The sequence below is a fragment of the Oceanobacillus limi genome, from assembly GCF_900111445.1.
Taxonomy (GTDB): domain Bacteria; phylum Bacillota; class Bacilli; order Bacillales; family Amphibacillaceae; genus Ornithinibacillus; species Ornithinibacillus limi.
This window is the reverse complement of record NZ_FOHE01000014.1, coordinates 1-19,951: the sequence shown is the minus strand read 5'-3', so window position 1 is coordinate 19,951 and position 19,951 is coordinate 1. Positions and strand designations below refer to the sequence as shown.

Genomic DNA, 19,951 nt, shown 5'->3' with positions numbered 1-19,951 from the left:
TTTTTAATGTAGTCTAATGAACTGCTTCATGGATAGGATGTAAAAAGTTAATCTAGATTATCCATACCTATAAGAAACAAATGAATAATATTAAGAAAGTTTGAATATTCCACCACCCTATGGTAGCGTTTACAATCGCTGTGATGAAAGGATTAAGCATAAATATAAATTTCTGAATTTTGTGTAAAGATGGATTTTATGGTATACTTAATTAAATTGCTAATTTTTAGTTATTTGATTTGGTGTGTTCATTTTCGATTCGAAATGGACACACCTTCTATAACCATGGAAAGGAGCTGTTGTGATGACACGAAACGGCTACCCTGAGAAACAGGGATTATATCATCCAGATTTTGAACATGAGGCATGTGGAATTGGGATGATCGCAAATATAAATGGTAAAAAGACACATAACATTGTTCAAAACGCTATTAATATCCTATGTAATATGGAGCACCGAGGTGGCCAGTCTGCAGATACGAGTACTGGAGATGGCGCTGGGATTTTAACGCAAATTCCGAATCGTTTTTTTCAGAAACAATGTTTAAAAGAAAACATCCACCTTCCGAGAAAAGGAGAATATGGAGTGGGGATGTTTTTCCTGCCGAACAATCTCGATATGCGAATGGAATGTAAACAGCTTGTTGAATCAATCATTCAAGAAGAAGGGCAAACATGTTTAGGGTGGAGGCCTGTTCCATTAAATGAATCGTTCATAGGAAAGGTTGCTGCAAAAAGTAAGCCAACAATACGTCAAGTATTTGTTCAAAAGTCTGAGGAACTTCCAGACCAAATGGCATTCGAACGCAAATTATATGTCATTCGGAAACGTATTGAGCAAGAAGTAGCGAAAAATCCGGAATACGAAGATGTATACATTAGTAGTTTATCAACCCGTACAATTGTTTATAAAGGAATGCTTGTACCAGAACAGTTAGATTCCTTCTACATTGACTTGAACCATCCCGACTTTAAATCCGCACTAGCACTCGTTCACTCACGATTTAGTACGAATACCTTCCCCAGTTGGAAAAGAGCCCACCCAAATCGTTATACGATCCATAATGGGGAATTTAACACATTACGCGGTAATGTAAATTGGATGCGGGCTAGAGAACAGCTATGTGAATCAGATAATTTTAATGAAGAGGATTTACAAAAGATCCTGCCAATCATGGATGCTGACGGAAGTGATTCATCTATATTTGACAACACCTTTGAGTTTTTGCATTTATCAGGACGATCCCTTGCACATACAGCGATGATGATGATTCCTGAACCTTGGGCGAATGATCCATCTATTAAAGAAGAAAAAAGAGATTTCTATGAATATCATAGTACTTTAATGGAGCCTTGGGATGGACCAAGCGCTGTGGTGTATACGGATGGAACACAAATAGGAGCGTGTTTAGATCGGAATGGGCTGCGTCCAGCACGTTATTATGTAACGAAGCAGGGAATGATTGTTCTTGGATCTGAGGTTGGAGCGTTAGATATCTTTGCAGATGACATTTTATATAAAGACCGATTACAACCGGGTAAAATGCTGTTGGTGGACTTGGAAAAAGGAGTCATCATTCCAGATGAGGATATAAAGTTACAAGTTGCATCGGAACATCCGTACAAAGATTGGTTAACGAATTTAAAGCATATTGAAGACCTACCAAAGACAAAAAAGATGAGCCCTTCCCTTAATCAGGAGGAAAGGCTACAGCAGCAACTTGCATTTGGATATACAAGAGAAGAAATTGAAAAAATTATTAAGCCGCTTGTTACAGATGGCAAGGATCCCATTGGTTCTATGGGTTACGATTCCCCCTTAGCGGTATTATCCAAGAGGCCGCAGTTACTCTATAATTATTTCAAACAATTATTTGCCCAAGTAACCAACCCACCTTTAGATGCGATACGGGAAAGATTAATAACAATGACTAGTACGACAATTGGGGCAGAGGGAAACTTAGTAAATCCAACTGCAGCTAGTTGTAAGCACATTAGGATCGATACACCGCTATTAACAAATGATCAATTAGAAAAAATACGGCAACTAACAGAAGCGTCTTATGCCTCGCAAAGTCTATCCATCCTGTTTGATGCAAAGGAAGGCTCTATGAAAAATGCTTTACAGCGTATTTTTGAACAAGCAAATCAAGCGATACAAGACGGAGCAACTTTTTTAATTTTAACAGATCGTGGTGTCAATAAGGAAAAAGCAGCGTTGCCAGCATTACTAGCCGTATCAGGACTGCATCATCATTTAATACGAAGTGGAGTTCGGACAAAGGTTAGTATCCTACTGGAATCTGGAGAACCTAGGGAGGTTCATCATTTTGCCACGCTAATTGGATATGGTGCAGAAGGGATTAACCCATACCTTGCATATGAAACAATAAATGGTTTCGTGCGTAATGAAGACATTGGAGATATAACCGTAGAAAAAGCAATTGGCAATTACGTTTGGAGCGTAACAGACGGAATTATCAAGATTTTATCAAAGATGGGAATATCTACGATTCAAAGTTATCGAGGAGCACAAATTTTTGAGGCGATTGGAATTAAAAGTGATGTAATTGAAAAATATTTTACCGGAACAGCATCACGTCTTGGTGGAATTGGATTGGATCTCATTGAGAAGGAAACCCTTATGAGACATGAACAAGCATTTAAAGAATATCGAGGCGGAAACCAAGTGTTAGCTGTCGGGGATGACTATCAATACCGAGAGAACGGGGAGGATCATCAATACAATCCACGTACCATTTTTAAGCTTCAACATGCTTGTCGAAGTGGAAACTACGATCTTTTTAAGGAATATTCAGATTCACTAACGGATGATAAGCAAAACCTCCAATCGTTACGCGGTTTATTAACATTTAAAAAAAGAAATTCGATTTCAATTACAGAAGTTGAATCCATCGATTCGATTTGTGCCCGGTTTAAAACAGGGGCTATGTCTTATGGAGCAATCAGCCAGGAAGCACATGAGGCACTAGCTATTGCCATGAATCGCATTGGTGGAAAAAGTAATTCTGGTGAAGGTGGCGAATCACCGGATCGGTTTACCCCGGATGAGAATGGAGATTTACGAAGAAGTTCCATTAAGCAAGTGGCATCAGGAAGGTTTGGCGTTACTAGTCATTACTTAGTGAATGCAGATGAAATACAGATAAAGGTTGCTCAAGGCGCAAAGCCAGGCGAGGGTGGCCACTTACCTGGAAAGAAAGTTTATCCATGGGTTGCAGAGGTGCGTGGCTCAACAACAGGAGTGGAGCTAATTTCACCGCCACCACATCATGATATTTATTCGATTGAGGATTTAGCAGAGCTAATCTATAACTTAAAGAATACCAACCCAACTGCCAGAATAAGTGTGAAACTTGTTTCAGCGGTAGGAGTTGGAACAATTGCTGCTGGTGTTGCGAAAGGAAGAGCAGATCACGTTCTGATTAGTGGGTATGATGGTGGTACTGGTGCTGCGCCAAATACAAGTATTAAGCATACTGGGTTGCCGTGGGAAATTGGTTTAGCAGAAACGCATCAGACCCTATTGTTAAATGGCCTTCGAGATCGTATTGCTGTTGAAACAGACGGTAAAATGATGACAGGACGTGATGTTGTCATTGCTGCTATGCTTGGTGCAGAAGAGTTTGGTTTTTCAACCGCTCCATTAGCAGTGTTAGGCTGTGTCATGATGCGGGTTTGTCACTTGGACACTTGCCCGGTTGGTATTGCGACTCAGAACCCCGAGTTACGCAAAAAATTTGCAGGGGATCCAGATCACGTGGTGAACTTTATGCGGTTTATAGCTCAAGAAGCACGAGAAATTATGGCTGAGCTAGGGTTCCGTTCGATAAACGAAATGATCGGCCGCACGGATGTGCTAGAGGTTAATGATGCTATTGATCACTGGAAAGCAAAAGGAATTGATTTATCTGCTCTACTTTATCAGCCAGATGTAGCTGATCATGTTAACCGTTATGCAGTCAGAGAACAAGATCATGGCCTTGAAAAAACATTGGATTATCAAGAGCTTATCCCGAATTGTAGCCATGCATTTAAAACCGAAAAGAAAGTTGAGTTTACTACAGCAATTCGCAATATCCACCGTGCAACAGGTACATTATTGGGTAGCGAAGTTACTAAGCGATGTGGTGAAAAAGGACTACCAGAGGATACAATTAAGTTGAACTTTAATGGTTCTGCTGGCCAAAGCTTCGGTGCTTTTATTCCTAAAGGTATGACAATGCGATTAATTGGGGATGCCAATGACTTTGTTGGAAAGGGATTATCTGGAGGGAAAATTATCGTACATCCTGATCCTATTGTGACTTTTCCCCCAGAAAAGAATATTATCATTGGGAATGTAGCATTTTATGGAGCAACTTCTGGTGAAGCATATATTCGAGGAATTGCTGGAGAAAGGTTCTGTGTGCGAAACAGTGGGGCTCATGTTGTAGTCGAAGGGGTAGGAGACCATGGCTGTGAATATATGACCGGTGGTAAAGTTGTTGTCTTAGGTTCAACTGGTAGAAACTTTGCCGCGGGTATGTCTGGTGGAGTAGCATATGTGCTGGATGAAGACAATGCATTTCGTCAAAACGTAAACACCGAATTAGTAAAAATGGAAGCATTGGCCGATCGCCAAGAAATTGGAGAATTATATGATTTAGTCAAAAAGCATGTAGAATATACGAACAGTGCTCATGCTGAGAGGATCTTAGCGTATTGGGAATCATATGTAGGCAAATTTGTCCGTATCATTCCAAAAACATACGCTAAAATACAAGCTAGAATTCAAGTTTTACTTGATCGTGGTTTCGAGAAATCTGATGCAGAAATGATTGCATTTGAGGAAAGTAAAAACGGATTTAAAGAAGTAAGAACGTATTCAAGACAAGTACAGCTTAAGAAAGAAAAAATGGAACTGAAAACCTGAATGCGAATTGAAAAGAAAATAGCAGCTTAATGAGAGTGAAGGGGGCTTTTTATGGGAAAACAAACCGGCTTTATGGAATATAAACGTCAAGCACGAAAAGAACGAGAGCCTTCCGTTCGAATTAAGGATTGGAAGGATTATACAGCACCTATGACGGAAACGGAAATTCAAATCCAAGGCGCACGTTGTATGAGTTGTGGCGTACCGACCTGTCACTCTGGTATGGAAATTAATGGGGTAACAACTGGCTGTCCCGTTTATCACCTTATTCCAGAGTGGAATCAATTAGTCTACGAGGGAAAATGGAAGGAAGCATTGGAAAGGGCGCAAGAAAAGAACAATTTCCCTGAGTTTACGGGTATAGCATGTCCTGCCCCCTGTGAGGGAGCTTGTGTATTAGGGATAAACGAGCCGCCTGTTGCCATACGAACGATTGAGCGTTCTATCATTGAAAAAGGTTTTGAGGAGGGTTGGGTGGTTCCAAAACCTCCGAAGAAACGAACTGGTAAACGAATTGCAGTAGTGGGATCTGGTCCAGCTGGGCTGGCTGCTGCTGCACAGTTAAATCAAGCAGGACACTTGGTTACCGTGTTTGAGAGAAATGATCGAGCTGGTGGATTATTAACGTATGGAATTCCAGAAATGAAATTACCCTATGACATTGTGAAACGTCGTGTGGAACTACTAGAAAAAGAAGGGATCACATTTGTAACCAATACAGAAATCGGTAAAGACTACCCAGTTTCTAAATTGGAAAAAGAATTCGACGCTACTATCTTATGTGGTGGTGCTACCGTACATCGGGACATACAGGTAGAGGGAAGCCATTTGAAGGGTGTACACTCGGCAATGGACTTTCTTCAGGCAAATACGAAAAGTTTACTAGATTCAGAGTTGAAAGATGGAAATTATATTTCTGCTACAGATAAAAATGTGATTGTAATTGGTGGTGGAGATACTGGAACGGATTGTTTAGCAACTGCGGTAAGGCATAACTGCAAGAGTTTAACACAGTTTGACATCTATGATAAGAAAGGATCTGTTCGAGATCGAGAAACCAATCCTTGGCCACAATATCCAATCATTCATCGAGTTGAATACGGACATAAAGAAGCTGCTAGCAAAAAAGGGGATGACCCTCGTGCCTATGCAGTAATGACAAAGAAATTTGTTGGTGACGAGAATGGACAAATCAAAGAAGTCCATACGGTAAATGTAAGGTTACGCTTTGATGAAAATGGCAATAGATACCGTGAAGAAATACCTGGAACAGAAAAAATTTGGCCAGCAGATTTGGTGTTAATCGCAATAGGATTCAGTGGCCCTGAACAAGGATTGCTTGACCAACTAAAAATTGAGCGTGACGCAAACTCTACGGTAAAAGCGGAGTATGGAAACTATCATACAAATGTGGATGGAGTTTTTGCAGCAGGAGACATGCGACGTGGTCAAAGTTTAATTGTTTGGGCCATTAATGAAGGAAGAGAAGTAGCTCGTGAGTGTGACCGATATTTAATGGGAGCAACTGATTTACCATAGGTGGAGGTAGATGCGAAAATTAGTATAAAAGCCTAGAAAGATTCGACAGGTATATCTAAGGATGATATTGGGAACTCTAATCTTATGAGAAAATAATCTGGAATTAGAATGGGAAATATTTACCTGCTAAAGGTATAATAAGTAAATTCCATTTCCTATGCGAATGGAATCATAAACTCGTCTGTGGACGGGTTTATTTTTTGCTGGATAGTTAAAGAGCATCTATAGGAATGTATCCTACTTCTCTATTTCTACCTGAGCTTTAGGGATTTTTTATCAGAGAGCTTTGATAAATGCTTAAATTTTAAAAAACAGTTTGCTACATGGGCAATTTTTATGTAGTATAGATAGGTAGTATTATTTTTTCCACTGATTAAGATTCACTTTATTGGAAACGAGGGTATACAATGAGTAAAACATCCATTTATGGATTAACATATGAACAATTAAGAAGTTGGCTAGAAGAACATGGTCAAAAAAGATTCCGTGCAGACCAGGTATGGAACTGGCTTTATAAAAAACGTGTTTATCGCTTTTCAGACATGAAGAACGTTAATAAAGAAACCATCGCTCTGTTGGAAGAAAATTTTGTTCTTGAAACATTAGATGAAGAAATTAAACAAGAATCAAAAGATGGAACCATTAAATTCTTATTCCGCTTAGATGATGGTAATTTAATTGAAACCGTATTGATGCGTTTTAATTATGGACTATCTGTCTGTGTTACAACACAGGTAGGCTGTAATATTGGTTGTACGTTCTGTGCTAGTGGTTTATTGCGTAAAACGCGTGATCTATCGAGCGGAGAGATCGTAGAACAAATTATGAAGGTACAAAAACATTTGGATGCTCAAGGAAAAGATGAGCGCGTAAGTCATATCGTAGTTATGGGTATCGGCGAACCATTTGATAACTTTACCAACCTTGTAGACTTCATTAAAGTTGTTAATGAAGACCACGGGTTGAATATTGGTGCAAGACATATTACGGTTTCTACAAGTGGCTTAGCGCATAAGATTTATGAATTTGCTGATACAGGGCTTCAAGTAAATCTAGCTATTTCTTTGCATGCGCCGAATAATGAGCTACGCACAAGTATCATGAAAATCAACAAAGCATTCCCAATTGAAAAGCTTATGAAATCAGTAGATTATTATTTAGAAAAAACGAATCGTCGGATTACCTACGAATATATTATGCTAAGAGATGTTAATGATCATGAGGAGGAAGCACGACAATTGGCTAAGCTCTTAAAAGAGAAGCGTCATCTGTCATATGTGAATCTGATCCCGTATAATACCGTCGAAGAGCATAACCAATATCAACGTAGTGATTCGGAATCAATCCAGAGATTCTTTGAGATCTTAAAAGATAATGGAATTAACTGTGGAGTTCGTTGGGAAAATGGTGCGGATATTGATGCGGCTTGTGGACAATTGCGTAGTAAGCAAATTAAAAAGAAGAATGTAGGATAAAGAGAAGGGTTGCCTTATGTAGGGCGACCCTTTTTTATTCTTTCTTAGGAAATTATAAAATTAAATCCCTGTGGATAAATTATTGGTAGGAACAGCCACGTCCAGCTTCGACGGACAGGACGTGGCGTTTTCATCGCCCAGCGCCCAGAGACTAGCTAAGGAACTTCAACGAGTAAACTTCACCGCCTTTGTGCCGAGGTAACGCAGGCACAAGGCTACCAACACGTGCTTGAACAATCTAATGCATACATAATCCCTATATTGAGAAACTATCCTTATAGAATTTGTAAAGGGGTAGATAAGATGGACTTGGATTGGATTTGGAAAGCTGTTGTGGTAGTTGTCGCAGGTACGATTCTATTAAGAGTGGCAGGAAGAAAGTCTATTTCTCAAATGACATTACCACAAACGGTTATCATGATTGGAATCGGGTCATTACTTATTCAACCAGTTGCTGGAGAAAATATTTGGAGAACAGTTGGAGCTGGAGGGGTATTGGTAATCACTTTAGTACTCATGGAATATTTGCAAATAAAAGGCAACCCATTTGAGAAGTTCATTTCAGGTAATTCGAAAGTCATCATTGAAGATGGGAGACTAAATGAGCAGAATTTAAGAAAGGTACGTTTAACGGTAGATCAATTGGAAGGAAATTTGCGTCAAAGAAACGTAACCAAAATTGAAGATGTGCAATATGCCACATTGGAACCAAACGGCCAACTGGGTTTCAAATTGAAACCTGATGCGGAACCGGTAACAAAAAAAGAATTCAAACAGCTAATTGATTTAATTAATCAAGTGTCCGCGCAAATTCCAACAAATGCAAAAATAATTGAGATGAGTGAACAAATTAATCAAATGAAACAACAAATCGATCAAAAGAAAATTGAAGACGACATTTTTACCGAAGTAACCAATAAAGGGCATGATAAACAAGTTCCGAAACATTTGCAGTAAACGGAAGCAATTTGCAGTACAGCAAAAGTGGGGAGAAAATATTGCATGATTAATGTATCCCATTCCCCACTCTGAAGAGCTGATATCGAGCTAATTATTCGTAGTATAACGTAAAGATAACGGTAAATCAGTTAGTCCGTTTTTGGAAACTAAACGGTTTTTACCTGAATCCTTCGCCTTTAATAATAAATTGTCAGCATGAACATATGCTTTTTTGATATCCATTGCATCACAAGCTTTATAGTAATATAGTCCAAAAGAGGCGGTATGCTGAAGTAAAATCTCATTCGACTTATACTCTGCAGCTGCTGGTTTATGCATAATACCATCTTTCATTTGTTCGATGAGGGTAACACATTCTTGATAACTTCGATTTCTAAGGAAAATTGTAAATTCTTCTCCACCACTTCGGAATAGGAAATCAGTATCATCAAGGTAACTCTGAATTGTTGCGGCAAAATGTTGGATGACACGGTCACCAACAGCATGATTATAGGTATCGTTAATACGTTTAAAGGAATCAATATCGGTAACAATAATTCCAAGCTGTTCACCAGATTGATTTAATTGGACCATTGTTTTATCCATGTAAGCTCGGTTATAAACTTCGGTTAAAAAGTCGGTGTATGCCATTTGTTCAAATTTATCCCGTTCCAATTTATGCTGTATACTCTGATTTTTTTCCATAAAGGACCTGCTAACAAGATAATTTAATAGGAAAAGTCCAATTAACATTTCCCATTGTTCGGACTGTAAGAACATAAGTAATAATCCGTTTGAGAAAATAATTTTCCCCATATCTAATATGCTTCTACTTTTAATAAAGTCAATCGCATCTTTCGTCGTTTTGATATCTCCCATAAGTGAAAATAAGATAATCAGATATATGTCTGAAGATAACGACATGATCGTAACTAGTATGATCATAACTATCCAAAATCCAAGTGGTACCGTTTCAAAGATAGGATATATTGTATGAAACAAATAATAGGCAATGGAGCTATTTAAAGCAAATGAGCCAATATTATAAAGAGAATGGTAAAACTCCTCTTCATCGGCAGTTTTTGTTGCTTTTCGAATGATATATACGGTAAAACGATAAAGGGTTTCAAGAATGAAAATTCCTAGTGGCCCAGCAAATATACCCATAGAAATACTATATGTCACACCATAATCCATGGAGACATTTCCTTTTTTAACAATTACTGCTAAATGGGAATAAAGTGTAGAGAACAACCAATAGAAGCCAAGCGCCACTACATATGTTTTCGTTTCTATTATCAATTGGCCAGATGTAACTGCAACTGTAAGCGATGTTAGAAACAGTAGAATAATAAATAGTTTTACACGCATGCTAGGTCTCCTCTCTATCCCATGTAGGAAAAAATTCCTAATTCTATCATATCATAGTTTAACAGAATGTTTCTGAAAAATTTCTGAAAAAAGAATATTAAATATGTATTTGCATGAATAATAAATAGAATCATTCTTTTGTTTAAGCTAAGCTAATTAGAATTCCGAAACTTGCTATGAAAAAAATACTGAGAAAGAAATTACCGTGCATTGTTGATAAAGAAGGGGTTCCAGTAGAAAAAATAAACGTTTCACAATAACACTACGAGAAGCGAAGGAATGCCGGAGCGGTTTTCTATTTGGAGGAACACTATTTCTCCATAAAGATAAAACTATTACCTAACGAAACGATCATATTACGTAACAAGGAAAATTCGGGGAGTTGATACGAATTTTCCTTGGGTATTACTTAAGTCCTAGATTTGTACTAAGCAAATAAGTGTGTACTATGAACATTAATCTTTGCTTTGGGATTAATAAATTTCTTGGCGTGATTTACAGCAACCGTTGCTTCACCAAATCCGGTTGCAATCAATTTTGGTTTACCGTCGTAACCGCAAATATCTCCAGCTGCATAAACTCCAGGAATGTTAGTCTCCATCTTTCTGTTCACTTGAATAGAACTTTTTTCTGTTTCCAATCCCCAAGATTTAATCGGACCAATATCGGTGATGAAACCAAAGTTCACGATGATAGCGTCAATGTCTAGTAAGTCATGTTGATCACCTTTTACTTCCTTAATGGATACTTGCTCCATTTTTCCACCTTTCCCAAAGAGTTGTTCAATCTCGAATGGGGTTCGAATTTTTACAGTTGATTCTTTTAAGAGGGTTAAGCTATGCTCATGGGCACGAAACTTATCTCGGCGATGGATAAGGATTACTTCCTTTGCAATGGGTTCTAATGCTAATGCCCAGTCTACAGCAGAGTCCCCACCTCCACACAGGAGTACACGTTGATCCTGAAATTGTTTAAGATTTTTTACAGAGTAGTGTAAGGATATTCCCTCAAATTGCGAGGCATTATCTAGCTTTAATTTTCGAGGTTGAAATGCCCCGGCACCAGCAGTAATGATAATGCTCCTCGAATAGTGTGAACTACTAGTAGTTTGAATGTGGAACATTTCGTTATTCAATCGTTCCACTTCTAGAACGGATTCGTTTAAACAAAATGATGGAGAAAATGTTAATGCCTGTTGATGTAATTGGTCGATCAAATCCTTTGCTTTTACCTTTGGAAAACCTGCTACATCATAAATGAATTTATCTGGGTATAATGCTGCTAGCTGACCACCCACTTCGGGCATACTATCAATTACTTTCACAGTTGCCTCTCTCATTCCAGCATAAAACGCAGTAAATAATCCAACTGGGCCTGCTCCCACGATTATAATATCATACACTTTTTCCTTCATCTTCCAATTCACTCCTACATTTTCGTAATCATTTTCAACTTATTAACCACAAATAACAAGGTTATTTATATAACGTTATTAATACGAATGTAATTTTATTATTATATAAAGAATATTTAAACAATAAAAAATTGTCAACAGGTAAAATATATAACTGATTTTAATCGAAGGTTATATTTATTGTTATATGGAGGGGTGTTGTCGAACGGGGAAATAGAGTTATCCTAAGGAAACAAGAATTTAAGCGCTTTTTTGAAAAAAAGAGGCTGTTCCGTGGCAGGAACAACCTTGAGGATGTAGGGCTTTAGCAAGTTGTATTCTCATTCTTGATTGTATTTAATTCCCGATTGGTACTCCTTGTTCAAAGACTGATTCAAAGAAATGCTTCGCTGGTTTTGCAAGCATTTGATAATAATCGTTAAATAAGGTAGCAGCAGAATCACCTAACCACTTATCTGGAAGTAATTCTTGTGGGAGGCTTGGATCGATAAACAAAAATTTACGATACTCGTGTACCAGTAATGCACATTCAACAAAGCAAATGCCGTCACTCATTTCTCCTTTTTCTAATTTGTTTTTATCAAGGATGTATTTTTGGCTATATTCTTGAATGAACTGGGAGTATCTTTCATTCATATTCTCTAGATCCCAACACTTTTCCACTAGCTCTTTATTCGTACTCATACCCTCATATGTAGCACGGAAAAAAGAAACATATGAACCAATTTCATATTTATCTATTAAACTATGTACCTGTTCTTCAAGTGGATTAGGAGTAATCCAACAACTGTTAGAAAGTAACCCAAACCCACTCCAAACTAACTCTTTTCTTAGTTCGTCTCGCAAATGCCTTTTTTCTTCAGGGATCGTATATACAAGCATTCTCCAAGCGCCATCCCATGTCGGAGTTTCCGATTTATAAATACGCTTAGAAGCCTCTTCCATACGTAGCTTTCCTCGTTCGGTTAACGAGTAATAACTTTTATTTCCACGTTTTTCAGATTGAACCCATCCTTGCTTGCTCATGCGTGAAATTGCAGCACGAACCGATTGTTCATTATGACCAAACTCTTTAAGCAATCGAATTAAACTACCGATCCATATTTCATTGCCATAATGGCGAATATAATCCCCGTATAATGTGAAAATCATTGATCGTGTGTTGAATTGTTTTTCCATAACTATTCCTTTCTGTTCTTAATCCCACTCTTTAACTGTATGTAAAGATTAGTCTACTACAGATTAAATAAAGAATCACGAACTTTTATAGATTTTGGGATAAATTTTATAATAAAAATTTTACGGGGAGAATAAATTGTGTAATATAAACAACACTTTGTCATTGTAAACTATTTTTAGAATATTAGTTTTATTCTTGAATATTATATAACATTTTGTTAGTATAACGTTACATAAACGTGATAAGGGGAGATTGGGATGTATAACTATGTGGAGGATGGGGATTCCAAAACAACTGCCTACGTGGAAAAAGACCAGGATAAGTATCAACAGTTTATGGCTCGAATTGAAGCTGGAGAAAAGATTGAAGCAGATGATTGGATGCCAGAAGAGTATCGGCAAGCACTCATTAAGCTCATATCAATGCATGGAATTAGTGAGATTATGGGTGCATTACCGGAGAAGGAATGGACTCCAAAAGCCCCAACACTGCGCAGGAAATTAGGAATTATGGCCAAAGTTCAAGATGAAATGGGACATGGACAGCTTTTATTACGAGTTGCCGAAGACTTAATGAAGCCATATGGGAAAACGCGAGAGGATCTTATCGAGGATCTATTATCAGGAGATTTGAAGTTTCATAATGTTTTCCACATGCCAACGAAAACCTGGGCAGATGCTGGTATGGTTGGCTGGTTGGTTGATGGAGCTGCCATTATGTCGCAAACGAATATGCTTGATGCCTCTTACGGACCTTATCAACGAGCACTTCAGCGTATTTGTCAGGAGGAAGTATTCCATGCTCAACATGGGGAGGCCATTATTATGGCATTAGCTGAAGGGACAGAATACCAGCGAGATATTTTACAAGAATCATTAAATCGTTGGTGGCCGGCATTGCTAATGTTTTTCGGTCCTAGTACTGCTGCAACAACAGGGTCTTCCAAACAAGATATTATGATTAAATATCGTGTGCGAAAAAGTACGAATGAAGAGTTAAGGCAGGCGTTTTTAGATAAATATTTACCTCGTGTGTTCTCATTGGGATTAACCGTGCCAGATGAAACTGTTCATTATGATAAGGAAAAACAACAATGGATATACGAGCAACCAAACTGGGATGAATTTAAACAAATTATCCGTAATAAAGGTCCGAAGTCAAAAGAACGTTTGCGTTTGCGAGAAATCGCTTATGAAAATAACCGCTGGGTACGACAAGCGTTAGTTCCTAAAACAGTAGAGTCCTAGGAGAAAAGGGGGGAGAAGGAATGACCAAAGAAGCAGACTTTTACCAAGTTTATGAGGTATTTAGTAGACGGGGGAAAAAAGCAGGTATGCAGCACCAATTTAGTTTGCTGGCACCAAACGAAGAAATGGCCTTACTAATGGCCCAGGAAAACTTTATGCGACGTGAAGAAGTACTTGATGTATGGGTTGTAAAACAAACAGACATACGCAAAATGACGAGTGAGGAGAGGCAACAATGGACAAAACGTATAGACAATAAGGATTATCGCACTACGAAGGGGTATGGTTACTTGCGAAAGAAGTGGAAGGAGAAAGAACAGGGGATGTTGGATGAAAAAGAGATTTTATCCTGGAAAGAGGTGGGGGAAAAGTGAAGCTAGTTGAAACAGCCGAACAAGCGAAACAGGATCCTTCTTATTTAAAAGCAGTGACGGAACTAATTTATCAACTTGCTGATGATGACTTTATTATCTCGTTCCGCGGTTCCGAATGGCTAGGCCTTGCTCCCCATATTGAGGAGGATGTTGCGTATTCATCCATCACACAGAATACAATGGGGCATGCGGTAATGTTCTATGAGCTACTTGAACAACTTGGGGAAGGAAAGGCAGATGTATTGGCCCATGAACGTCAACCGAAGGACAGAAAAAACGGATGTTATTTAGAAAAACGGAATGGTGAAGGTGCTTATCATGGAGAACCGTATTTTGATTGGGCGCTAGCTGTTGTTCGTAATTATTTTTATGAAACGTTTAAACAGATTAAATTGGAAGCGATTTCAGATGGGTCCTATAAACCGTTAGCTAATGTAGCAAAGAAAGCCTTAATGGAACAAACCTATCATTTAGCCCATTGGAAAATGTGGATGAAGCAGCTTCAGAAATCTACGGATGAGGCGCAGGAGAGAATGGAACTGCGAATTGTCGAGGCATGGGATGAATTTGGAGATGTATTGGAGCTAGGAGATTGTGCGGAAGATATGCAAAGGCATGCAATAATCACAAGTAGTGAGGAGTTGAAGGGAAAATGGTTACAAGAAGTAACCAATACCATTACGAATGTACCGAATAAGCCTCTCAAACAAATATATGGCAATGGAAGAAATGGTGAGCATACAGTGGATTTGGAGCAAGCTTTAGAAACCTTCGCAGAAGTCTATAACAGTGATAAAACAGCTATATGGTAAAAAGATTAGAGCTTTTATTGCATGCAAAATGAAGGTTATTCACTTTGGTAAGTACTTCTTACAGATGGGAGGGAAAAGCAATGTTCAGAGAAAGAGGAATAAATGAAATTCACTCCGTATTGAAGAAAGTGGATGACCCTGAGCTTCCTTCTGTTAGTGTACTGGACCTTGGAATGGTTCATGATATTCATCTTGTAGGAAATAATGTCTTTATAACTATGGTACCTACTTTTGCAGGATGTCCGGCACTAGAAATAATTGAATCCAACGTTAAACAAGCAGTAGAAGACGTAAGTTGGGTAAAAGTTTGTGATGTGCAATTTACTTTTGATTACCAATGGTCTACAGAAGCCATTACAGAGCATGGAAAGAATCAATTAAAAAAACATGGGATATCACCACCACCAGAAAATTACCACCAAGGTGATGAATGGACTGTCGAATGCCCATTTTGTGGATCTGACTATACATCAATGGAAAATGTTTTTGGCCCTACGGCGTGTCGCAGTATATTGTATTGCAGCGCTTGTAGAAATCCTTTTGAGGCTATGAAGCCAGTAGTTTCGTATTCCAAATCATAAATTTTAAAAGGGAGTTTTAAAAATGGTTAAATTAATCGCTTTATACAAGCAACCGGAGGATCAAGAAAAGTTTGATGACTACTATTTTAATACGCATACACCTATTACGAAAAAAATTCCTGGGTTACGAGATATGAAGGTAACCAAAATTTTAGGTTCACCAATGGGGAAGAGTGAGTACTACTTGCTTTGTGAGATGTTTTATGATGATCATGATTCCTTACAAAAGGCGATGAAAACAGACGAGGGGAAGGCATCAGGAAAAGATGTGATGAAATTTGCTGGTGACATTGTCACATTAATGATTGGTGAGGAAATAGATGAATAAGGAATTTATTAAGGTCTTGCAGGAGGGGAAAGTTGGAATCATTCAATTCAATCGCCCCAAAGCATTACATGCGTTAAATCGGCAAATGGTAGATGAGATTGTAGGTCAGTTAAAATCCTTTGACCAAGACGATCGGATTCGAGTCATCCTATTAATGGGAGATGAGCGAGCTTTCGCAGCAGGAGCAGATATTGATGAGATGATGGATGATACGCCTCTTACCTTAGAATTTTTAGACCCATTTGCTATATGGGACGAGATTAGCAATGTGAAGAAGCCTACCATTGCAGCAGTTAATGGTTTTGCCTTAGGAGGGGGATTTGAGCTTGCACTTCACTGTGACTTAATTATTGGTGCAGAAAATGCACAATTTGGATTTCCAGAAGTAAAGCTCGGAGTGATGCCTGGTGCTGGTGGAACGCAATTTTTAACGAAAGCGATGGGTAGACGCAAGGCGCTGGAATGGATCTGGTTAGGAGAACCAATGTCAGCCCAAGAGGCGTTGCATTATGGAGTAATTAATCGAATCGTAGCACCAGAGTTAGTTGAAGAGGAAGCTATGAGACTAGCAAATCAACTAGCTGAACAGGCTCCTATATCGCTAAGGTTAATTAAAGAGGCTGTTTATGCTGCGGAGGATCAACCTGTAAGAGAAGGGAAGAAATTGGAACGGAAAAACTTCTATTTATCCTTTGCTTCTCACGATCAAAAAGAAGGTATGCAAGCCTTTAAAGAAAAACGGTTACCTTCATTTAAGGGGGTGTAATCGTGGAGTTTCAAACCATTAGATATGAGGTGAACGATAAGGTTGCCACAATTACGTTAAATCGGCCATCTGCATATAACGCGATGACAGAGGCGATGAATAAAGAAATAACGACCGCCTTAAAAGTGGCGGGAAAAGACTCGAGTGTCAGATGTGTTGAGGTAACGGGGGAAGGGAAAGCGTTTTGTTCGGGGCAAGACTTAGTGGATGTAGAAGAATCTACCAATCACGCAGATTTCTTGCGTGAGCGTTATCATCCAATGATTCGAGCAATGAAACAAACACCGAAGCCAATTATAGCAGCTATAAATGGAACCGCAGCTGGAGCTGGAATGAGTCTTGCATTAGCGGCTGATTTTCGAATGATGAAATCACAAGCGAAATTGGTTAGTGCGTTTATGAATGTTGGGTTAGTTCCGGACTCTGGATTTATGTACCTATTACCTAGAATTATTGGATATTCAAAGGCGCTAGAGGTTGCAACATTAGGCAAGCCGATTACAGGGGAAGAAGCTTTGGAAATGGGGTTAATTTCGGAGCTGGTAGAACCATCAGATTGGGAAGAGAAACGAAAAACCTTTGCTAGTCAATTAGCAGCATTGCCTACCAAGTCGTTTTCTTTAATCAAAAGATATATGTTAGACAGCATGAATCATGACATAAGTACCTTTTTGGAACAAGAAGCACATGCACAAAGAATTGCTGGTATGTCAGATGACCATCAGGAAGGACTGACAGCATTTGCTGAAAAAAGAAAAGCAAGATTTTCTGGTAGCTAATCTTATGTGAAGATTCATTTTCTTAGAGAATATAAGGAGGTAAAACAGATGTCACAAACAGTTACAAAAGAGGGAATAACAGAGGTAGGAACAATGAAGCGAGACCATTATTCGATGATTATTAACGGGGAACGAGTCGAGAATAGCAATGGCGAAGTTTTTGAAACGTTTAACCCTGCAAAAGGAGAGGCAATTGCAACCGTTGCCAGAGCAAATAAGGAGGAGGCAGAAAAAGCGGTGCGAGCTGCTCGCAATGCGTTTGATTTTGGCAAATGGCGAAAGTATCCAGTAGGAAAACGAGCACGTGTCTTAAATAAAATCGCAGCAATTATGCGTGAGCGCTTTAAAGAATTGGTAGAAATAGAAGTGTTAAACAGTGGTAAATCGGTTGGTGCTGCTCAGGTTCAGATCAATCAGTCGATTGAAGACTTTGAGTTCTATGCGGGGGCTATTGTTGGTCATCGTGGGGAAGTAAATAACATGCCATATGGATTTTTTAATTATACACATAAGGAACCTGTCGGTGTTTGTGCGCAAATCATACCTTGGAATTATCCAATGATGATGGCAGCGTGGAAAATTGCGCCTGCGATTGCAGCGGGTTGTTCTGTAGTTGTCAAACCAGCTAGTTTAACACCAATCACAGCCATTATTTTAAATGAAATTTGCCATGAAGCAGGGGTGCCAGAAGGTGTCGTAAATACGATTCCAGGTTCAGGTGAGGTTGTCGGTGATTATTTAGTCCAACATCAAGATGTAAATAAGGTTGCCTTTACCGGATCGACCCCAACTGGTAGAGATATTATGGAGAAAGCCTCCTCAACGTTGAAACGATTGACACTTGAATTGGGAGGTAAATCACCGAATATCGTTTTTGAAGATGCAGACTTGGAGGCAGCAGTACCAGGTTCATTATTCGGAATCTTCTTTAATACGGGACAATCGTGTGAAGCACGTTCACGTATGTTTGTACATGAGTCCATTTATGACGATTTCATGGAAGGGTTTGTAGAAAAGACGAAAAAGCTGCAACTCGGTGATCCATTTGATAAAGGGACACACGTTGGTTCGATTATTAGTCGAGCACAACTGGAAAAGATTGATTCCTATGTACAATCAGCTGTTGAAGATGGTGCCACCATTTTAACTGGTGGGAAGGAAATGAAAATAGAAGGATTTGAGAATGGGTATTGGTATGAACCTACGATTATTACTGATGTATCTCCAGAAATGAAAGCGGTACGAGAAGAGATTTTTGGTCCGGTAGTAGTAGTGGAGAAGTTTGCTGATGAAAAAGAAGTAATAAAACGTGCAAATGATACCGAATATGGATTAGGATCTGCGATTTGGACGACAAATCAAGCGAGAGCGACACGTGTTGCCCACCAAATCGAAGCGGGAATTGTTATGGTGAATAGTCCTTTCTCTGCTTTTCCTGGAACGCCGTTTGGTGGATACAAGCAGTCTGGGTTTGGTAGAGAACTAAGTGTCGAGACGCTTGATTTATATATGGAAGATAAAAGTGTACTATCCTACTATGGTTCGAAACCATTAAATCCATTTGGTGTCTAACAATGGCTCCATCCGTAAGTGTTGTTGCGGATTCAATATCGCTTAAGATATATTATGCGACGTAACTAAAAATGATTGTTGGGTGCATATAACTCGCTACGGAAATACATTTCGCTTTCCGCGGGCTCGCGCTGAGCCTCCTCGCTCACAAAGGACGCTCCCTGCGGGGTCTCAGCGTCTTCGCTTTCCCGCAGGAGTCTCCATGTATTTCCTCCGCTGATATATTTGTGATTATTATTCAATCAATAATCATAGTTTCATGATGTATATTCTCGCAAAATAGGAACCACTTAAACAGCGGAGGCAGAATGCGTAGACTCCTGCGGGAACAGCACGAGTCCGAAGATCCCGGAAGAAGCGGTTTTTGCTTCTGAGGAAGCTGAGGCCGTGCCCGCGGAAAGCGAAGCGTTCTGCCGTAGCGGCTATCAACAATATTTCCATTAGGTGAAACCAAAAGTTACATCGCATTATATACGTTATGTGCCTTATAGAACGATGATTGAAAAGTCCTTAATAAATCAGTAGAAAGGGGTGTACCATGACTATTAGTCAGATTGTGGTCGTGGGGGCTGGTGTAATGGGGCGAGGCATTGCCTATGTCTCGGCCCTTGCTGGTTTTCACACAATAGTTGTAGATG

The 19,951-nt window shown here is 39.1% G+C and carries 16 protein-coding genes; 13 read left to right on the top strand and 3 right to left on the bottom strand.

Translation table 11 applies throughout. The annotated features are described in order from the left end of the window. Nucleotides 1-304: 304 nt before the first annotated feature. From gltB to BMX40_RS14010, 4 genes are all read left to right on the top strand, one after another. Nucleotides 305-4,936, top strand: coding sequence for a glutamate synthase large subunit (gltB, locus tag BMX40_RS14025; RefSeq protein ID WP_090870979.1), 4,632 nt, complete (start codon nt 305-307; stop codon nt 4,934-4,936). A 51-nt stretch (nt 4,937-4,987) separates the two neighbouring features. Next, complete coding sequence (locus tag BMX40_RS14020; RefSeq protein WP_090870977.1) at nt 4,988-6,475, top strand: glutamate synthase subunit beta; 1,488 nt, start codon at nt 4,988-4,990, stop codon at nt 6,473-6,475. Between the two features lie 407 nt (nt 6,476-6,882). Then, nucleotides 6,883-7,950, top strand: coding sequence for a dual-specificity RNA methyltransferase RlmN (gene rlmN / locus BMX40_RS14015; RefSeq protein WP_090870976.1), 1,068 nt, complete (start codon nt 6,883-6,885; stop codon nt 7,948-7,950). A 303-nt stretch (nt 7,951-8,253) separates the two neighbouring features. Beyond that, a complete protein-coding gene (locus BMX40_RS14010; protein ID WP_090870975.1) occupies nt 8,254-8,907 on the top strand; it encodes a DUF421 domain-containing protein in 654 nt (217 codons plus the stop codon). Nucleotides 8,908-8,997: 90 nt separating this feature from the next. Here BMX40_RS14010 and BMX40_RS14005 read toward each other — a convergent pair whose 3' ends face one another. The 3 genes from BMX40_RS14005 to paaX all read right to left on the bottom strand — a co-directional run bounded on the left by BMX40_RS14005 (nt 8,998) and on the right by paaX (nt 12,853). After that, a complete protein-coding gene (locus BMX40_RS14005) occupies nt 8,998-10,260 on the bottom strand; it encodes a GGDEF domain-containing protein (protein WP_090870974.1) in 1,263 nt (420 codons plus the stop codon). A gap of 427 nt (nt 10,261-10,687) precedes the next feature. Beyond that, the gene (locus BMX40_RS14000; RefSeq protein ID WP_090870973.1) at nt 10,688-11,674 is read right to left on the bottom strand and encodes an NAD(P)/FAD-dependent oxidoreductase; all 987 of its coding nucleotides are present in this window, start codon (nt 11,672-11,674) and stop codon (nt 10,688-10,690) included. A gap of 336 nt (nt 11,675-12,010) precedes the next feature. Beyond that, nucleotides 12,011-12,853 (bottom strand): phenylacetic acid degradation operon negative regulatory protein PaaX, encoded by an 843-nt coding sequence (gene paaX, locus BMX40_RS13995; protein ID WP_090870972.1) that lies wholly within the window; start codon nt 12,851-12,853, stop codon nt 12,011-12,013. A 258-nt stretch (nt 12,854-13,111) separates the two neighbouring features. On the opposite strand from paaX, the gene paaA reads away from it, so the two are divergent. From paaA to BMX40_RS19965, 9 genes are all read left to right on the top strand, one after another. Then, a complete protein-coding gene (gene paaA, locus BMX40_RS13990) occupies nt 13,112-14,101 on the top strand; it encodes a 1,2-phenylacetyl-CoA epoxidase subunit PaaA (RefSeq protein WP_090870971.1) in 990 nt (329 codons plus the stop codon). A 20-nt stretch (nt 14,102-14,121) separates the two neighbouring features. Then, nucleotides 14,122-14,475, top strand: coding sequence for a 1,2-phenylacetyl-CoA epoxidase subunit PaaB (paaB, locus tag BMX40_RS13985; RefSeq protein WP_090870968.1), 354 nt, complete (start codon nt 14,122-14,124; stop codon nt 14,473-14,475). Then, nucleotides 14,472-15,287: a 1,2-phenylacetyl-CoA epoxidase subunit PaaC gene (gene paaC, locus BMX40_RS13980; RefSeq protein WP_244513562.1), complete on the top strand. Its 816-nt coding sequence runs from the start codon at nt 14,472-14,474 to the stop codon at nt 15,285-15,287. Before paaB ends, paaC begins: the two co-directional genes overlap by 4 nt. A gap of 80 nt (nt 15,288-15,367) precedes the next feature. Then, the gene (gene paaD, locus BMX40_RS13975) at nt 15,368-15,868 is read left to right on the top strand and encodes a 1,2-phenylacetyl-CoA epoxidase subunit PaaD (RefSeq protein ID WP_090870966.1); all 501 of its coding nucleotides are present in this window, start codon (nt 15,368-15,370) and stop codon (nt 15,866-15,868) included. A gap of 22 nt (nt 15,869-15,890) precedes the next feature. Beyond that, nucleotides 15,891-16,196, top strand: a complete 306-nt coding sequence (locus tag BMX40_RS13970; RefSeq protein WP_090870965.1) for an EthD family reductase — start codon at nt 15,891-15,893, stop codon at nt 16,194-16,196. Continuing rightward, the gene (locus BMX40_RS13965) at nt 16,189-16,962 is read left to right on the top strand and encodes an enoyl-CoA hydratase/isomerase family protein (protein ID WP_090870964.1); all 774 of its coding nucleotides are present in this window, start codon (nt 16,189-16,191) and stop codon (nt 16,960-16,962) included. The genes BMX40_RS13970 and BMX40_RS13965 overlap by 8 nt, the downstream gene beginning before the upstream one ends. Before the next feature lie 2 nt (nt 16,963-16,964). Continuing rightward, nucleotides 16,965-17,741 (top strand): enoyl-CoA hydratase/isomerase family protein, encoded by a 777-nt coding sequence (locus BMX40_RS13960; RefSeq protein ID WP_090870961.1) that lies wholly within the window; start codon nt 16,965-16,967, stop codon nt 17,739-17,741. A gap of 48 nt (nt 17,742-17,789) precedes the next feature. Continuing rightward, nucleotides 17,790-19,313, top strand: a complete 1,524-nt coding sequence (locus BMX40_RS13955; protein ID WP_244513559.1) for an aldehyde dehydrogenase family protein — start codon at nt 17,790-17,792, stop codon at nt 19,311-19,313. A gap of 538 nt (nt 19,314-19,851) precedes the next feature. Then, nucleotides 19,852-19,951: 3-hydroxyacyl-CoA dehydrogenase NAD-binding domain-containing protein (locus BMX40_RS19965; protein ID WP_244513573.1), on the top strand; the 100-nt coding region annotated here is incomplete at its 3' end.

Bases quoted from the DNA above. Each gene is read 5' to 3' on its own strand.
- BMX40_RS14005 (WP_090870974.1), bottom strand. From the start codon at position 10,260: ATGCGTGTAAAACTATTTATTATTCTACTGTTTCTAACATCGCTTACA.
- paaX (WP_090870972.1), bottom strand. From the start codon at position 12,853: ATGGAAAAACAATTCAACACACGATCAATGATTTTCACATTATACGGG.
- BMX40_RS14000 (WP_090870973.1), bottom strand. From the start codon at position 11,674: ATGAAGGAAAAAGTGTATGATATTATAATCGTGGGAGCAGGCCCAGTT.
- rlmN (WP_090870976.1), top strand. From the start codon at position 6,883: ATGAGTAAAACATCCATTTATGGATTAACATATGAACAATTAAGAAGT.
- paaD (WP_090870966.1), top strand. From the start codon at position 15,368: ATGTTCAGAGAAAGAGGAATAAATGAAATTCACTCCGTATTGAAGAAA.
- paaB (WP_090870968.1), top strand. From the start codon at position 14,122: ATGACCAAAGAAGCAGACTTTTACCAAGTTTATGAGGTATTTAGTAGA.
- BMX40_RS14010 (WP_090870975.1), top strand. From the start codon at position 8,254: ATGGACTTGGATTGGATTTGGAAAGCTGTTGTGGTAGTTGTCGCAGGT.
- BMX40_RS14020 (WP_090870977.1), top strand. From the start codon at position 4,988: ATGGGAAAACAAACCGGCTTTATGGAATATAAACGTCAAGCACGAAAA.
- gltB (WP_090870979.1), top strand. From the start codon at position 305: ATGACACGAAACGGCTACCCTGAGAAACAGGGATTATATCATCCAGAT.
- BMX40_RS13970 (WP_090870965.1), top strand. From the start codon at position 15,891: ATGGTTAAATTAATCGCTTTATACAAGCAACCGGAGGATCAAGAAAAG.
- paaA (WP_090870971.1), top strand. From the start codon at position 13,112: ATGTATAACTATGTGGAGGATGGGGATTCCAAAACAACTGCCTACGTG.
- BMX40_RS13955 (WP_244513559.1), top strand. From the start codon at position 17,790: ATGTCACAAACAGTTACAAAAGAGGGAATAACAGAGGTAGGAACAATG.
- BMX40_RS13965 (WP_090870964.1), top strand. From the start codon at position 16,189: ATGAATAAGGAATTTATTAAGGTCTTGCAGGAGGGGAAAGTTGGAATC.